This window comes from Pantoea sp. ANP04, assembly GCF_041982285.1.
Taxonomy (GTDB): domain Bacteria; phylum Pseudomonadota; class Gammaproteobacteria; order Enterobacterales; family Enterobacteriaceae; genus Pantoea; species Pantoea eucalypti.
This window is the reverse complement of record NZ_JAUTYS010000015.1, coordinates 116,398-131,211: the sequence shown is the minus strand read 5'-3', so window position 1 is coordinate 131,211 and position 14,814 is coordinate 116,398. Positions and strand designations below refer to the sequence as shown.

Sequence of the window (14,814 nt, the reverse complement as noted above, 5' to 3'; positions counted from 1 at the left end):
CGAGCACGAGAGGAGTCAGCTCGGGTAAAGCGATCAAACAGCTGCGGCAGAAAGTCCGGCTCTACACCCTGACCATAATCGCGAAAAGTCAGGGTAACCGCCCGATCGTTCTGGCTGGCGGAGATCAGCAACGCACCCCCGTCCGCCGCGTAGCGCAGCGCATTCTCACAAAGGATCGTCACCACCTGGCCCAGGCGGAATGCATCGGCATCGAGCATCAGAGCCTCTGGTGCGATGACGCTGATGGTCACACCTGCCTGTTCTGCCTGCGGCAGCAGCCAGCCCGTACGCTCGCGCAGTAACTCACTGAGATTAAACCGTTCCCGGTTCAGGACCAGCTGACCGGCATCCGCCAGTGACAACAAATGCAGTTCATCGATCAGTCGGCTGAGCTGCGTCAGTTGCTTCATGATCATTGCCAGTTGCTGCGGCTCCGCTGGAAAGACGCCATCCAGAATACCCTGCAACCGGCCCATCGCCGCCGTCAGGGGTGAGCGAAGTTCATGTGCCATCGCCACATGCGAGGTGCGCAGCTCGCGCTCGTAACGCGCCAGTTGCTGCGTCATCTGATTAAAATCTTCGGTAAAGCGCACCAGCTCCTGCGGAGCTTCTTTTACCACTGCGGCTGTTCGGCCAAATTCCCCTTTTGATACCGCGCGCGCCGCGGTCGCCAGCTGACTGAACTGCGTGGAGAGTGGGCGCGCGAAACGCAGTGCCATAAACACCATAAACGGGATGGTGACGACCACCAGCGCAATCACAGTAAACCAGTCCGACGAGGCCAGCGACGGATCAGAAAAAGTGAGCCCCCACCATTGATCCACGATCTGGTGAAAGCGTGCCGGGTCGCTGGCAGGATGGCGCCGTAGCTGTGAAAACTCCTCCAGCAGTGCGGGTGGCATACGGTAATAGACCCAGTACGCCTGCACCGCGAAGCGCAACCACATACAGAAGGCGATCAGAATGACACTGCCAATCGCCAGAAACATGACCCTGACGCAGATCCAGCGCCACAGAGAGTTGTAGATGTTTTTATTCATGGCTGTCTGAACCGGTAACCCACGCTACGCACCGCAGGTAACACGTCAGAGATGCCTGCAGCTTCCAGTTTACGGCGCAGGTTGTAGACGTGTGTATCCACCACCCGCTCCAGCGCATCGCTTTCCGGCAGACAGTGCTCCAGCAGAAACAGACGGGTAAACGGACGCGTTGGTGCGCGCATCAGGGTGACCAGCAGGGAAAATTCAGTGGGTGTCAGATCGAGACGGCGCGATGTGCCACTGTCGCATTCAATTACGGCTGTGAGGGCGATCGGATCAACGACCAGACCGGCCCAGCGCAGGATTTCTGTGACCGGCGCGCTATTCTGACTGCGGCGCAACACCGCCTGCACGCGCGCCACGACTTCGCCTGGATGATAGGGCTTGACCACATAGTCATCAGCGCCATAGCGGAGTGCACCGATGCGGTCCGGCGCATCGCTCATCGCCGTCACCATGATCACCGGCGTATCGTCGCGACGTCGCAGTGCGGCCAGCACTTCGGTGCCGTTCATGCCAGGCAACATGATATCCAGCAGGATCAGATCGGGCTGCCAGCGTCTGGCGACATCCAGCCCGCCAGGTCCGTCACCGACAATCATAACCTCATAATTTTCACGTTTCAGATAGGCCTCAAGGACGCCGGCCGCGTCAGCATCATCTTCAATAATCAGGATACGTTTTAGCTGCATTTCAGATCACCTTGACTGTTTCTTCATAAATCCCTGGTCGTTCATTGACACTCGCCCCGCATACTCCGGCCAGTGACGCGGCCCTGAATCCCTCAGCTCCGCACCTGATGTGATAATGAGGAAACGAGATGATAACCGGAAAAATAACGCTTCACATGGTCTGTTTTTCACTGGCATTAAGCGCGGCTGCCGCAAGAGCGGATGACAGTGCCACGCCTTCGTCCAGTGTGACGGTGGGCATTGCAGGCATCAATGCACCGCGTTACAGCGGCGCAGATAAGCAGCACTGGCAGCTGACGCCGATTATTCAGGCGCGCGACGGGGCTTTCTTTCTCGATTCGCAAAAAGGGATTGGCTACGATCTACAGGCAGATAATGGGTTGTATCTGGAACATACCCTGGGCTATGGGTTAGGCCGATCTGACCGCAATTCCTCATGGCGTGACGGTGATGACCGGCTCAGGGGCATGGGAAAGATCGATGCCACGGTGAACACCGCGCTTGCGGTGGGATGGTCAGTCACACCATGGTTTGTGCTGGAGGGCAAAGCGACGCTGCCACTAAGTGACAGTCAGGGCGTGCAGTATCGGACATCCGTAACGTTGATTCCCTGGCAGACCAGCGATGATACGGTGGCACTGCAGGTGGCAGGTCTGTTTGGCGACGGACGTTACATGAACACCTGGTACGGTGTTAACCGCGAGCAAAGCGCGCGTAGCGGTTATGAACGTTATGACGCTGCGGGTGGATTTTATGGCACCGACGCCAGCCTGACCTGGAGCCATCAATTTACGCCCGCCTGGGCTGCCAGTGTCATCGGTGATTACACATGGCTGGATAAACATGCCTCAGATAGCCCGATTGTCGCGCGGCACAATGGCGCATCGGCAACCCTGGCATTGAGTTATACCTTCTGAATGGCACCATGAAGAAAAACGGGATGCGCAGCCACCGTCGTTTGCTTGCTGCGCTGATTCTGTTGTATCTGCTGGTTTATGCAGTGATTGTTGTGGCGTTGAGTCTGTTCGATGCGCCGGTACGGGGATAAGGCACTGCAGCGGCTATGAGTTGGTGTGAGGCGCAGCGAGGATTATCATCATTCAGCCGCAGGTGGGTGAAAATGCTGTAACGACCTGATGATTTTTCCTGCCTTCCTGTTCCGGCATCGCCATCGGCATATCGAAGTGAAACAGCGTAATAAAGGGAGTCATATCCTGTGCCAGCAGTTCATCAATGCGCTGGTTACAGAAGACAACGGCCTCCTGACTGACGTCGCCGGTGCCATTGTTGAAAGAAAAGGAGAGGGTCGGGAAGTCAGGAAGGATACAGGTTTATGACGCTATTGCTGACGGGTAGCCTCTGGAATTATCCAGCAAAGCGTGATCTTCTGGAGATTTAAACCCTGCGCGACCAGGATGTCTGGTGGCGCAGGTTGAGTCTTCACGATGACGTCAATGCCACTTACGAAGCAGGAGGCTGGCGTTGACGCCGCCAAAGCCGAAACCGTTCGACATGGCATAGGTCAACTCCGCCGGGCGTGCAGTGAGCGCCACCAGGTCAAGATTGCCTGCTGCGTCATCGGGATGATGAAGGTTCAGTGTCGGCGGGATAAGCTGCTGACGCAGCGCCATCAGGGTGAATATCGCCTCAACGCCGCCCGCTGCACCCAGCAGATGGCCGGTGGCAGATTTGGTTGAAGAGATCGCGACCTGTGAATTATCGCCAAATACAGCTCGAATAGCGGCCAGCTCGCCGTGATCGCCTACCTGTGTTGAGGTTGCATGAGCATTGATGTGATGAACGTCATCCGCGCTGATACACGCCTGGCGCAGAGCGGTTCTCATTGCCCGCGCAGCGCCACTGCCATCTTCCGGACCTGCGGTAAGATGGTAAGCATCGGCGCTGGTGCCATAACCGATAATTTCCGCCAGTGGCGTCGCACCCCGAGCCTGGGCATGGGCAAGCGACTCGATCACCAGCAAACCAGCACCTTCGGCCATCACAAAGCCGTTTCTGTCGCGATCAAACGGACGTGATGCGTGATGCGGATGCTCCTCATAGCCCGTGCATAGGGCACGCGCTGCCGCGAAACAGCCCAGCGTTACGCGATCCAGCGCCGCTTCGGTCCCGCCACAAATCGCAATGTCCGCTTCGCCGCTTCTGATTAATCTTGCTGCATCACCAATAGCCTGCACGCCTGCGGCACAGGCTGTAACCGGTGCGCCCAGCGGGCCGGTAAAACCGTATTTAATAGAGACATGACCCGCGGCCATATTGGCCAGAAACGAGGGGGCAGTGAAGGGCGAAAGTCTGCGCGGACCGCGCCCATCCGTGGTGCGCACGGCGTCAGCAATTGCGCCAAAACCGCCGACGCCGGAGGCAATAATGGTCGCGGTGCGTTCACGCGCGGCCTCATCTTCAGGATGCCAGCCCGCCTGAGCCAGCGCTTCTTCTGCCGCAAGCAGCGCAAATTCAATAAATCGCGACATTTTCTTACGCTCTTTCGGCGCAATGAATGACTCCGGGTCATATCCCGCCAGCGGATCTTCATCAATGCCTGGCACAAGGCCACCTACTGAAATCCCGGTGCCGGCAGTGAGTGTGTCGGGCAGCGTGCGGATACCGGACTCACCCGCCGTTAATCGCTGCCAGACGTTGTTAACGCCACAACCTAATGGCGAAACGACGCCCGCGCCGGTAATCACGATGCGTTGTGATGAGGATGAGTGACTCATGAGGTTGCTCCCGTAAGCTGTGCGGGCAGCGATTGACATGCTGACGCGGAGAGGTGAAACGCGCCTGAAGCGCAAATAGCGACGCCCAGCACAGGATAGTGCGATGGACGCGCGCAGAGATGGCACATCACAGGCTGAGATAAGCGAAGTAGCATCAGAATCCAGAGCGATGACAAAACAAGTCGCTATATTTGATCTGGTGACTAATTAAGTCAATAGTCACATTATGCGGAATGCTCAGGGCGCCAGGCTGCGTAATACCAGCGCTGCCAGCTGCGCAGAGGCTTCCTCAGCGTCGTCAAGACTGTACTGGAGCAATACCGGACTGGCATAAGGTTTAAGAACCCGATAGATCGCTTCTGCTGCTTCATCAGCCGGTGTTTTACGCTCAAACTCACCCGTTTCGCGCCCCAGGCGCAGTATTTGCAGAATCAGGTTAAGCAGTCGCTCTTCATGAGCTGAGGCTGATGGCCAGCGATCGCGAGATGCCACAGCGGCAATATCGTAGAGTTTGCGTTCATGAAAAAACAATTCAGTGCCGGTGGCAGAAAGCGTGCGAAACAGCCGTCGCAGTTGTTCTGATGCCCCAGGTGTATCAACCATCGCTTCTTCGACACGCTGCATAATCATCGCCAGCCGATTGGCACATATTACTTCTCCAATCGCCTGTTTAGATTCAAAAAATTTATAGATATACGCTTTCGAAAAACCAATAGCTCTTGCGAGATCAGAAACCGTCGTTTTTTCATAGCCATAGTGTGCAAAGTGTTGCATGGCAGCATCAACAATCTGGTCACGAACGTTGTGCCCGGCCGGACCACGTGTCGCATTTTCTGTTACAGACTGGATCATTGTTAAAACCTGACAGAGTAAAGGTGGATGAAAACTCAGTGACCACTGTTATTAATGGTCACATGTTAGGCTGAGCTGCGGTGAAAATCTACAGTCCGGATAAGATGGAGAGAGTCGGGCACTGTTTATGTGACTCAGTACCTTATCGGTGAGAAGGATCAAACAATCGAATCTCCTCTGGATACGCCATAGTAGTGCCAGCTAAACATCATCTTAGTGAAATGTCAGATTCAGGTTTCTTGAGTGCTTCTTTAATTGAGCTGAATTATACTGTCGGGAATGAAGGAAAATTCAGTGGTTTTTTAATGATTTACATTATTGATGGCCAGATCACCTACAATTCTGACGACTGTACCCTCACGCACATGCCTACCCAGGAAACGCTGAGTCTGAGTATTTCTTCTGGTCGTCTTTTTGAGCAGCTACTGAATTCTCAGGGAGAAGTCCTGGCACGCGAAATCCTGCTGACTGAAGTCTGGGATAAATATGGCCTGCGCGGCTCAAACAGTAATCTGAATCAGTATCTAAGTATGCTGCGCAGAGCGCTCGCCGCTTATGGCTGTGAAAATTTAATTATCACCATTCCGAAAATTGGCATCAGACTCAACACTGACATCAGCATTGAACGTGAAAGCCCACAGGCTACGGATGTGACAGATGCCCAAACGGATGAGGTGAACGCTGAAGATTCTGGTTCAGTGGAGAAAATCCACACTCTATTAACTGAGTCTGTTAATCAGGATGTAAGTGTCAAAAAACCGCTCCTCAACTTCAGTAAGATGATTTTTTTCATTATTATATTGGTGTTACTGGGCAGTTCTCTCTGGTATTACGCGGGGTCTGGCTTTGATGAAAAGAGTTACTCTATGAGTACCATCAAACTGGAAGGCGGCTGCGAAGCTGTGATATTGCAAGGGCTCAATGTTTTTGAAAAAAAATCACTTAATAAAGAAATTACAGAAATCCTGAAAGAAAATAATCAATCCTGTATACCAGGACGCCGTATCTATTTTGATAAAAAAACCTCATTAACGACGACTAATTATGGCAGAACGATGCTCTCTGCATGCAATCTTAACAGTAGTGGTCATATCGTTTCCTGTGACAACTTCTATTATCTGGACTGGAGAACGTCTTGAAACGAAATGCCACGCTGACAATATCCCTGGCTGCACTTTTACTGGTGATTTTTACAGGATTTAACTTTTTCAAATCCCGGGCTAACGATCTGCCTTTCCGCTGCTCAGCATTCAGTCGCTACGAGCTAAGCCGTCATGATGCGAGTAGAATTGAGTTTGCTGTAACACAGGATCTGCGTTTTATCGATTCTGATACAGGATATCTGTTATTAAATGGTCAGGTTACAGTTGATGATAAGATTACAGGACTTAATCGGCGTATTGCGTTAAGTCAGGGCCGGAAAATAGACAGTGATACATACCGTTATAAAATCACAAAGATGATCACTTCTACGAATGATTCAACACCAGACGATGTCTTTAATATTTTGCTGGCTGAGATTACACTCGACCCCAATTATTTGCAGCTGGACTTCACCCGGCTAAATCGGAATACTTATCTTATAAGTGGTCCCCTTTCAAGTTTATTTACCTGCCAGCGGTATTAAACCCGTCAGTTTTTAGTGGGAATTATACCCGTAAGATAGAATGCTCTTACGGGTATTTTTCTGATGCCATTTTTCAGGCGCAACGTAAATCCCCGATTGGTAATAAGTATAGGCGTTCAGATGAGCGTTTTTTTTGGTTTTTAAAATCCCGTTTGCCAGAGTATTGATAATACGGATGGTATGCATTCTGCCATCAAGATTTCAATGCGAGGACAAAAGCGGATCTTACCAAAATAGAGAGTGCAGAACTTACACTATGTACACCTGCAGGTAAGATAGGGTGCTGGGTGCAAAATCTCCTTTTGGAGCTTTAACCTATATTGAGGCATTAAAATAGAATAAAAACCTAATTATTAGATTGTTGTGGATTTAAATGTCCATTTTGGGAGCGGTGTGTCCTAATTAAGCCTGACGGATGTTTTGTTTTTTATCAATACAGGACTTCACAATGATGGCTGAATATTTTTATTCTCAATTTTGGCTATATCTCAACACTGTAAGGCTTTTTTGTATGCCTGATATGACGAATCGATAACCTGTATGCTCAGGTGATTATGATTTCCTGAGAAAACGACAACGCTATCATTTACTTCGTTAAAATTCTGACGTGTGCTTTTGTCTGCTAATTTACAAGCATTTAAGTGGTGTAATGATATTTACTGATTTTTCTACTAATCACTAACCTTGTGTTAGTCAGATTGAGTTAATTATTATGTTTAGAGTAACCGAAAATCATGAGCGGGTCATTGATGCATTAGCCGGATATACCCAGGCTGCAAATCCAGATGAGATTTCGCGTGGGAAGCGTCGCTATCATCTTACTAAAGATAATCTACGCCGAATTATGTTCATTCTTGATGGTGATTTCTTACTCAAGTTAAAGGGCGATCATAAGGTGTTGAATGTCTTATCGGCTCCCTTTGTTGTCGGCGTTACGCCAGCACTCGATGAACCTCCCGTTTATCTGGAAAGGATTGATTATGGAAAAGTCAGTTTTATTGATTACGATCTATTCTGGCAACTGATCTTCGAGAAAGACCTTTTCAATGACGCTATGTCTATTTTATCTGGCCAATATTCTGACCTGATGAACTATATACAGTTATCTAAAAATAATTCCTATGATGAAGTGGTTTCCTTAATCCGGCATTGGGAAAAGCTACCACCGCACCTGAAAAAGCGATTTTCAGCACTTTGTCTGATTCAAAGTAGTTCACATCTTTCAAAAAGCTCAATTTGCAGAGTGCTGAAAGAATTGAAAGGGAAAGGTGAACTCACCCTGGTTAATGGCAAGTTTACCTGATTATTTTAACTTTTGAGATGCTTAAGGAAAAAATGGATTTTAAAGTTGTTTGTACAAATGAAAACTACTTCTTTCGGTTGGGCATCTCAAAAATAATTGAGGAGGCATTACTATCTGATTCATCTGTGGAGTTTTTACGAACTGACAGTTCACAAAGTCTGGGCCTGGCCGATTTTATACTCATTAATGCTGCTCAGTGGCGTCTTTATATGTGTCAGCCGGCTTACCGTGCTCGGAAGCCCGGTAGCATTATAATAGTGTTCACTGACAATGTAGAAGACATCACCCTTGAGCAACTTCCTGTATGCTATCACTCTATTATTATTATTTCGCGCAATGATTCCATTCGGGATATTCACGAGAAAATCATTCGCTTCTGGGTCGGTCATCAGGGAAACAGACAAGGTTTTCTACCGTCATATTGCGCAGGCTGTGTTTTTGCACGTGTGACGATAGTCCAGTTGCAGGTGCTGAGTTTTTTAAAAAAAGGGTATAATGTCGGGCAAATAGCTAAGCATCTTAATCTTTCAGTTAAAACTGTTTACACACATAAGTATAATGTAATGAAAAAGTTTTCACTCAACGGTGACAGGCAATTTAACGCATTTATCAATGATCTTTCTGTGTTTGAGCTTTATAAAGGAATTATTGATAACCCAGAGCCTTAATCGACAATGTCTCTTTTTGATGTGGTTCGGTTGTTCTTTTTTTGTCGGTTGAGAGGAGTGACAAACTTATGACATCGTTATGAAAGAGTTTAATGAGAAGATGCTATCGTTATAAAAATTAATACACGTTTCAGAATGCTGAAAATACCTAAACAACTTCATTTTTAGAATAATCAAAAGTATGTGAGAATTAGCCTGTTAATTAAGATTTTTCCTGAAATTAATGTTGAGAGAGTTAAATGGAAGTCGCCAATAAAATAGCAATCTGTTCTCTGATGCTGGCTACCGTGCAAATGAGTGGCTGCACGTCTCACAATGCTGAACCACAGCGCCTGATAATGCGTAATCCCGCCAGCGAGTGGTGTCTTCAGCGCGGTGGAAAGCTGGTGCAAGAGGCATCATCCAGCAGCAGTGCGCTCTATTGCGTTTTGCCATCAGGAGAAAAGATTAAGCAGTGGGCGTTATTTCATCGTGATCATTCTAAATAGTTCCTGGATTATTCAATAGTCAGCATGATGATGCTTAACTGTATTGTATTATAAATAGTTTTGCCTGGTTTTATCATGAATATTTATTAATTACCGTTCCGTTATTCAATGAGTTTTCTTTTCAACTGGAATGATTAACGTTTCTGGCCTCATTCCTGTCAAAGGAAATGTGGCTAAATTTTTTTATTAAGTGCAGTCGCTGAAAATAATTTTTTTATGAGTTTTTTTACAGGGTGTGCAATTAAAAAATCTTAACAAATTAACGGAACAACACACTCCGATTCCTGTTTCTGGACGCACTTTTCTGCAGGTCTCTTTCGTTATTATCCTGTTTTTTTGATGTGTTTTTTCGCTGAAAGAAAAGTTATGTTTATAATTTATTTCTGCATATCTAAATTTCGGGATGCTAAAAATTTCGAAAGAAGAAAGTTTGTTTAATTTGTTCAGATAAAAGGATTTATTCATTGTGCTATCTGAAATTAATTTAACTGTTCTTTTTACGAGCAGCACTAGCGTAATCCCAAATCAGATTAAACAGGTAAGCATAGACCAGAAAAAACAGCACCAGCCCGCATTCCAGTTTCAGCGCTGCGAGTAGCGTAATATTCAGCCACCATGCTGCAAAAGGTATCAGCACCACTAACAGTCCAGCCTCAAACAAAACGGCATGGAGGCATCTCATTCGCCAGTCTTTTTTAAATCCTGTTCGGAGCTGGATGCTGTCAAACATCAGATTGAACAGGTAGTTCCATCCCATTGCCAGCGTTGATGAGACGATCGTCAACAGTGCCGATTGTGCGGGGGCAGCTGAGGCCCAAATCATCAGGATAATGAATACCAGCACATTGGCAGCAACTTCGAAAACAACCGCGTGCAGCACTCTCTCTTTGGTGGTGCGCACCGGGGATAAATAGTGTTCCAAAGCAAACTCTCATTGATTAGTCAGGCACCGTAATGGGTGCAGGAAAAATGCAGGACTATCCTGCCATCAGTATCTGAATGCTAAAACGTTCTGCAGGGTGCCCCGTTGTCGGTTTCAGAGCAACTATGTTGCTTCGGCTTTTGTTTCGGCATGACTGCGTTCCATATTCGCTGTGATGATAACAACTCTTGAGCGGGGTAAACTATTAAAATGCCAAATGAATCCTAAATAGATTTATATTTTAATTTTTATAAAAATGTCAGTTTTGAGGTCTGTTTAACAGGGGTGCCAATCTTTCTGAAACATTCATTGAGCACCCGAACCACGGTTGCCAGCCCAACCCCTGCCCTTAGGGCAACGTCTTTCAGCGACATGTCTGCTCCTTTGAGGTAAACACCTCAAAACACCATGCGATGAGTTTAAGACGCCGCGTTATCCTGCTGGTTCAGCTTTCTGCTGGACTATGACGGAGTTCAAAATGAATAAAAAGCAACGTGTTGCCCTGTTGGGATGTGGCTTTATTGGCGAAGTTCATGCCACGAATCTTCAGGCGCATCCTGAGGTTGAACTGGTTTGGGTGGCCGATGCAGAACCTGCACGCGCTGACGCGTTCGCGACGCGCTTTTCGACCCGTGCAGCATCCGTGAGTGAGGCGATCAATGATGCAGAGATCGATATGGTGTTAATCGCCAGCGCAACGCCGACTCATGCCGATTTGCTGGAAACCGCCGCCCGTGCCGGTAAAGCAATCTACTGTGAAAAACCGATCGATCTCTCTCTTGAGCGTGCACGCTCAGCTGTGGCTAATGTCCTCCCTTACAACGTACCAGTCACTGTGGGGTTTAATCGCCGTTTCGATGTCAGTCATCAGCAGCTTAAACAGCAACTCCGCCTGGGGCGGATTGGGCCGGCAGAACTGATACAAATGGTCTGCCGCTCTTCGGCCATGCCGCCGCTGAGTTATCTGAAAGCTTCCGGTGGCCAGATGCGCGATCAGGCTATCCACTTTTTTGACCTGCTGCGCTGGCTGACTGAAGATGAGGTCACGGAGGTTGCTGCTATGGGGGCAGCGCTGGCGTTACCCGCGATCAGCGAATTTGACGATGTGGATACCAGCACGTTGCTATTGCGGCTGCACGGCGGGGCGCTGGCACAGCTGGACAATGCTCGCCGCACTGGTTATGGCTACGATGAACGTATCAGTGTGATGGGACCGCTCGGGATGCTCGAATCGGCTTCTCAGCCACAGCGGGGAGTCAGCTGCTATCAGAGTGCGCAGATTCTGCAGCCGGGGCTGCTACCCGACTGGTTTAGCCGGGTGCAGCCCACTTACTATGCCCATCTGGATGCGTTTATCCGCTCGCTGAATGGTGAGCAGATTGACGATCTGCCGAACCTTGAGGATGGTCTGAAAGCACAGGCAATTGCGGAAGCCGCCGTAATTTCGCTGGCAGAAGGGCGCTTTTGCCAGGTGGAAAAACTGCTGATTTGATCAGGCATGGCAGGCTGATAAAAAATAATTTTATTTTTATCGAATAGAAACCGGCGCTGAGGTGTTTACCGTACAGCGCCGCGATAGCGGACTGCATCCGGCGGACTTTATTGCCTGCCTCACAGACCCTATAAGGATAAATTATGACAACGCGTTCTGGTATTTCTCTGCTTGCTGTTCCGGCTCTATTGCTGATGCTGCACTCTCCGCTGAGTATGGCGATGGGTGATAATGACAGTGATAAAAAAACGCCCGACTGTCCAAAAGGTCAGGTCTATGACAGTCATACGAAAAGCTGTGTGCCCGAAAAAACCAGCAAGTTGAGTGACGATGATAAAACGCGCTATGCCTATCATCTGGCAAAAAAGGGCGAATATCAGGCGGCGCTGAACCTGCTGGATACACTGAAAAATCAGGATACGCGCGAAGCCTGGAACTACCGTGGTTATGCCACCCGCAAGCTGGGGCGTACCGACGAGGGTATTGGCTATTATCAGCGCGCCATTGCGCTTGATCCTCGTTACGCTAAAGTGCGTGAATATCTGGGCGAAGCCTGGATGATTAAAGGGCGTCCCGATTTGGCTCGCGAACAGTTAAAAACCATTGCCGGGATTTGTGGTACAGATTGCGAGGAGTACCGCGATCTGCAAGCCGCGATCAATGGCCATCCTGAGGTCTGATGCGGCAGGGAGGAGCGAAAAATCACTCACAGTGACATCCGTCAGCACCTTGCGGAACATCTGACGCGGCTCTGGCGTTATGGCTATGTGTTGTCACACAACCGTGACATGGCAGAAGAGCTGGTACAGTCAACCTGCGTGCGCGCGCTGGAACGCAGCGCGCAGTTCATGCCGGGCACGCGTATTGATCGATGGCTGTTTTCCATCCTCCATTCCATCTGGGTTAGCGATTTACGCGCACGAAAAGTGCGGCAGGGGCAGGGATTTGTGGATCCCGATGCGCTGCTGGCCGCGGATAATCACGCCACCAGCGACGACAATCGCCATTTCCAGCGCATTATGCAACACGTTAACGCCTTACCCGAGGCACAGCGAAATGCGCTGTTTCTGGTTTACGTGGAAGGACTAACCTATCAGGAGGCAGCAGAGACGCTGGCTGTCCCGGTTGGCACCATTATGAGCCGTCTGGCCGCCGCTCGCGCCACGCTAGCCAGACAGCCGGCGACCACGCCCTCACCGAAGGAGAAACGGAGATGAACAGGGAAACTTTTACGCCGCCGTGGCGCGATGAGGCGATTGTCGCCTGGCTGGATGGTGAGATGACGCCGCGAGAAGCTGCGCAGTTTGAACAGGCGATGGATGAGGATGCTGAACTGGTCGAGCGGGTTGCGCATTTTCAGCACACCAGTCTCGATTTTGAACAGGCTTTTTCGCCGCTACTCGAACAGGCACCACAGGCCAGAATGGCCCAGCGCCTGGCGACCATTCCGGCACCCGAGGTGGCCACCGGGTATAGTCGTCGCGCGCTTATTGCCGCATCGGTCAGCTTTTTACTGGTGGGCAGCGGCATTGGTTTTCTGGCAAGACCCTCAGATGATGGGAAGGATGAAAGTCAGAATATCCGCGATCTGGAGGCGCGCTATATGTCGCTTTACAGTGCTGAAACGCTGGCCGATACCCCCAATGACGCCGCAATGCTGCAGAGAGGTCTCGACCGTACACGGCTGGATTTAGGACTGGAGCTGCACCCGCAGCAACTTCGCCTGCCAGGCGCTGAACTGAAAATGGTGCGGATCCTGCGTTACGAACGAACGTCGATTGCACAGATCGCCTGGCTGCATGCTGATTATGGTCCGATGGCGCTCTGTATCTCGCCTGCACCACAGGATTCGAACCCGATTACTCAGGAACAGCGCCACGGCATGCAGCTGGCCTGGTGGAAGCGCGGTGGCTATCAGTATGTGTTGATAGGGCGTAATCCCTCTGCTCAGTTGGCTGCCATCGCTGAAACATTGGTGACCACGCTCAGTTAAAAAAGTCTGTCCCTGAGCGCTTGCTTCAACAGCGATTATCTGGCCTGTGCGGCAATAATCAGCGCAATGTTTACCCGATCATCAACCACTCCAACCAATCGATCCATTCCAAAGGCAGAGCGGGATATCGCGGTGGAGGCATGCAGCGCCAGAGAGCGTGACGCCGGATCAATTGTTTTACCACTGTCCAGTGAGGCCTGCATCACCACTGACCGGCTGACATTTTTAACCGTTAGCACGCCAAAAATACGGTAGTTACCCTCACCCAGTGAGGCAACACGACTGCTCACAAAGTGAATCTGCGGGTAACGCTCCGCATCAAAAAAGAGATCGCTTTTCAATTGCCAGGTCAACAGACTGTTCGATGCCACCAGTGTGCCCACTGGAATATTCACTTCGATACGATCGTCATGGTCTTCATCCGGATTAAGTGTCACCGTGCCAGACACACCCTGTAGTCTGGCTTGCGAAAAATCGTGACCAAAGGCACGCCATGAGAGGCCAATCGATGTTTTATCAGGTGTTATGGTATAGGTTACTGGCGCGGCGTAAAGTACCGGACTGAGCAGGGCGAACAGGGTGCATAAACAGGCGACACGCATCATCACAATTTTCTCTTTTTTAGGCAGACCAGACGTTAACGCCTCAAACCACGATCTTATTCGATTTTTTTAGCACTGTTTTCACCCTTCAGGCACAGGTAATCTGACAAATATTAACTGACTGTCACCTTAGTTTCACCAAAGTGTAATAATTATTGTTAGGGCTGAACATTAATAACGAACAATATTAAGAATACATTAAGACGCTTTTATCGGCGGATGTTTTCGGTGAAATTAACAGGATACTGATTTGATCAGGAGTTGCCTGGTGTGTCTGGATTTATTTTCAGTAAAATCATTTAGTTGTATTGAATCTCAGATATTGCTTCTCTGGTGGGTGGGTTTATGATCTGAGAAGTGGCAGCCCTTGCGATCTTAAACAAAACATCAATAAATCAAA

18 protein-coding genes and 1 pseudogene are annotated in these 14,814 nt (G+C 49.5%); 11 read left to right on the top strand and 8 right to left on the bottom strand.

What is annotated here, in order from left to right; translation table 11 throughout:
* Together Q7C21_RS18835 and Q7C21_RS18830 are read right to left on the bottom strand one after the other, a co-directional pair.
* Positions 1 to 1,040, bottom strand: a 1,040-nt coding sequence (locus Q7C21_RS18835) for a sensor histidine kinase (protein ID WP_375151027.1), incomplete at its 3' end; no start/stop codon positions are given.
* A complete protein-coding gene (locus Q7C21_RS18830; protein ID WP_140034221.1) occupies positions 1,037 to 1,732 on the bottom strand; it encodes a response regulator in 696 nt (231 codons plus the stop codon). The genes Q7C21_RS18835 and Q7C21_RS18830, both read right to left, overlap by 4 nt.
* 128 nt (positions 1,733 to 1,860) lie before the next feature.
* Between Q7C21_RS18830 and Q7C21_RS18825 the strand changes: the two genes are divergently transcribed.
* Positions 1,861 to 2,649, top strand: coding sequence for a MipA/OmpV family protein (locus Q7C21_RS18825; RefSeq protein WP_003850580.1), 789 nt, complete (start codon positions 1,861 to 1,863; stop codon positions 2,647 to 2,649).
* 8 nt (positions 2,650 to 2,657) lie between these two features.
* Positions 2,658 to 2,780 carry a hypothetical protein gene (locus Q7C21_RS18820; protein WP_003850579.1) on the top strand — a complete coding sequence of 41 codons (123 nt, stop codon included), beginning with the start codon at positions 2,658 to 2,660 and terminating at the stop codon, positions 2,778 to 2,780.
* Between the two features lie 70 nt (positions 2,781 to 2,850).
* Here the strand turns inward: Q7C21_RS18820 and Q7C21_RS18815 are convergent.
* The 3 genes and pseudogenes from Q7C21_RS18815 to Q7C21_RS18805 all read right to left on the bottom strand — a co-directional run.
* Positions 2,851 to 3,018: pseudogene (locus Q7C21_RS18815) on the bottom strand (family 1 glycosylhydrolase); the annotation flags it as partial.
* A 165-nt stretch (positions 3,019 to 3,183) separates the two neighbouring features.
* On the bottom strand, positions 3,184 to 4,467 hold the full coding sequence (gene fabF / locus Q7C21_RS18810) for a beta-ketoacyl-ACP synthase II (protein WP_003850576.1): 1,284 nt from the start codon (positions 4,465 to 4,467) through the stop codon (positions 3,184 to 3,186).
* A 237-nt stretch (positions 4,468 to 4,704) separates the two neighbouring features.
* Positions 4,705 to 5,319 carry a TetR/AcrR family transcriptional regulator gene (locus Q7C21_RS18805; RefSeq protein ID WP_003850575.1) on the bottom strand — a complete coding sequence of 205 codons (615 nt, stop codon included), beginning with the start codon at positions 5,317 to 5,319 and terminating at the stop codon, positions 4,705 to 4,707.
* A gap of 194 nt (positions 5,320 to 5,513) precedes the next feature.
* On the opposite strand from Q7C21_RS18805, the gene Q7C21_RS18800 reads away from it, so the two are divergent.
* The 5 genes from Q7C21_RS18800 to Q7C21_RS18780 all read left to right on the top strand — a co-directional run bounded on the left by Q7C21_RS18800 (position 5,514) and on the right by Q7C21_RS18780 (position 9,405).
* The gene (locus Q7C21_RS18800) at positions 5,514 to 6,458 is read left to right on the top strand and encodes a winged helix-turn-helix domain-containing protein (protein WP_140034223.1); all 945 of its coding nucleotides are present in this window, start codon (positions 5,514 to 5,516) and stop codon (positions 6,456 to 6,458) included.
* Positions 6,455 to 6,946, top strand: a complete 492-nt coding sequence (locus tag Q7C21_RS18795) for a FidL-like protein (RefSeq protein WP_008926813.1) — start codon at positions 6,455 to 6,457, stop codon at positions 6,944 to 6,946. The genes Q7C21_RS18800 and Q7C21_RS18795 overlap by 4 nt, the downstream gene beginning before the upstream one ends.
* Positions 6,947 to 7,658: 712 nt before the next feature.
* Positions 7,659 to 8,249 carry a transcriptional regulator gene (locus Q7C21_RS18790; RefSeq protein ID WP_375151026.1) on the top strand — a complete coding sequence of 197 codons (591 nt, stop codon included), beginning with the start codon at positions 7,659 to 7,661 and terminating at the stop codon, positions 8,247 to 8,249.
* Positions 8,250 to 8,281: 32 nt separating this feature from the next.
* On the top strand, positions 8,282 to 8,917 hold the full coding sequence (locus Q7C21_RS18785; protein ID WP_140034224.1) for a LuxR family transcriptional regulator: 636 nt from the start codon (positions 8,282 to 8,284) through the stop codon (positions 8,915 to 8,917).
* A gap of 239 nt (positions 8,918 to 9,156) precedes the next feature.
* The gene (locus Q7C21_RS18780; protein ID WP_140034225.1) at positions 9,157 to 9,405 is read left to right on the top strand and encodes a DUF333 domain-containing protein; all 249 of its coding nucleotides are present in this window, start codon (positions 9,157 to 9,159) and stop codon (positions 9,403 to 9,405) included.
* A gap of 484 nt (positions 9,406 to 9,889) precedes the next feature.
* Here the strand turns inward: Q7C21_RS18780 and Q7C21_RS18775 are convergent, their stop codons facing one another.
* Entirely contained in the window at positions 9,890 to 10,327 is a 438-nt protein-coding gene (locus Q7C21_RS18775) for a PACE efflux transporter (protein ID WP_105100072.1), read from the bottom strand.
* A 248-nt stretch (positions 10,328 to 10,575) separates the two neighbouring features.
* Positions 10,576 to 10,701, bottom strand: coding sequence for a LacI family DNA-binding transcriptional regulator (locus Q7C21_RS18770; RefSeq protein WP_003850568.1), 126 nt, complete (start codon positions 10,699 to 10,701; stop codon positions 10,576 to 10,578).
* 104 nt (positions 10,702 to 10,805) lie between these two features.
* Between Q7C21_RS18770 and Q7C21_RS18765 the strand changes: the two genes are divergently transcribed.
* The 4 genes from Q7C21_RS18765 (at position 10,806) to Q7C21_RS18750 (ending at position 13,812) form a co-directional block, all read left to right on the top strand.
* Entirely contained in the window at positions 10,806 to 11,819 is a 1,014-nt protein-coding gene (locus Q7C21_RS18765; protein WP_008926818.1) for a Gfo/Idh/MocA family oxidoreductase, read from the top strand.
* 143 nt (positions 11,820 to 11,962) lie between these two features.
* Positions 11,963 to 12,499 carry a tetratricopeptide repeat protein gene (locus Q7C21_RS18760; protein WP_003850566.1) on the top strand — a complete coding sequence of 179 codons (537 nt, stop codon included), beginning with the start codon at positions 11,963 to 11,965 and terminating at the stop codon, positions 12,497 to 12,499.
* An 87-nt stretch (positions 12,500 to 12,586) separates the two neighbouring features.
* A complete protein-coding gene (locus tag Q7C21_RS18755; RefSeq protein WP_003850565.1) occupies positions 12,587 to 13,036 on the top strand; it encodes a sigma-70 family RNA polymerase sigma factor in 450 nt (149 codons plus the stop codon).
* Positions 13,033 to 13,812 carry an anti-sigma factor gene (locus Q7C21_RS18750; RefSeq protein ID WP_003850564.1) on the top strand — a complete coding sequence of 260 codons (780 nt, stop codon included), beginning with the start codon at positions 13,033 to 13,035 and terminating at the stop codon, positions 13,810 to 13,812. The genes Q7C21_RS18755 and Q7C21_RS18750 overlap by 4 nt, the downstream gene beginning before the upstream one ends.
* A 35-nt stretch (positions 13,813 to 13,847) precedes the next feature.
* Here Q7C21_RS18750 and Q7C21_RS18745 read toward each other — a convergent pair whose 3' ends face one another.
* Entirely contained in the window at positions 13,848 to 14,417 is a 570-nt protein-coding gene (locus Q7C21_RS18745; RefSeq protein ID WP_003850563.1) for a YceI family protein, read from the bottom strand.
* Positions 14,418 to 14,814: the final 397 nt, after the last annotated feature.

Coding starts and splice junctions, on each gene's coding strand:
- fabF (WP_003850576.1), bottom strand. CDS start 4,467: ATGAGTCACTCATCCTCATCACAACGCATCGTGATTACCGGCGCGGGC.
- Q7C21_RS18770 (WP_003850568.1), bottom strand. CDS start 10,701: ATGTCGCTGAAAGACGTTGCCCTAAGGGCAGGGGTTGGGCTGGCAACC.
- Q7C21_RS18805 (WP_003850575.1), bottom strand. CDS start 5,319: ATGATCCAGTCTGTAACAGAAAATGCGACACGTGGTCCGGCCGGGCAC.
- Q7C21_RS18790 (WP_375151026.1), top strand. CDS start 7,659: ATGTTTAGAGTAACCGAAAATCATGAGCGGGTCATTGATGCATTAGCC.
- Q7C21_RS18745 (WP_003850563.1), bottom strand. CDS start 14,417: ATGATGCGTGTCGCCTGTTTATGCACCCTGTTCGCCCTGCTCAGTCCG.
- Q7C21_RS18750 (WP_003850564.1), top strand. CDS start 13,033: ATGAACAGGGAAACTTTTACGCCGCCGTGGCGCGATGAGGCGATTGTC.
- Q7C21_RS18765 (WP_008926818.1), top strand. CDS start 10,806: ATGAATAAAAAGCAACGTGTTGCCCTGTTGGGATGTGGCTTTATTGGC.
- Q7C21_RS18830 (WP_140034221.1), bottom strand. CDS start 1,732: ATGCAGCTAAAACGTATCCTGATTATTGAAGATGATGCTGACGCGGCC.
- Q7C21_RS18785 (WP_140034224.1), top strand. CDS start 8,282: ATGGATTTTAAAGTTGTTTGTACAAATGAAAACTACTTCTTTCGGTTG.
- Q7C21_RS18780 (WP_140034225.1), top strand. CDS start 9,157: ATGGAAGTCGCCAATAAAATAGCAATCTGTTCTCTGATGCTGGCTACC.
- Q7C21_RS18760 (WP_003850566.1), top strand. CDS start 11,963: ATGACAACGCGTTCTGGTATTTCTCTGCTTGCTGTTCCGGCTCTATTG.
- Q7C21_RS18820 (WP_003850579.1), top strand. CDS start 2,658: ATGAAGAAAAACGGGATGCGCAGCCACCGTCGTTTGCTTGCTGCGCTG.
- Q7C21_RS18825 (WP_003850580.1), top strand. CDS start 1,861: ATGATAACCGGAAAAATAACGCTTCACATGGTCTGTTTTTCACTGGCA.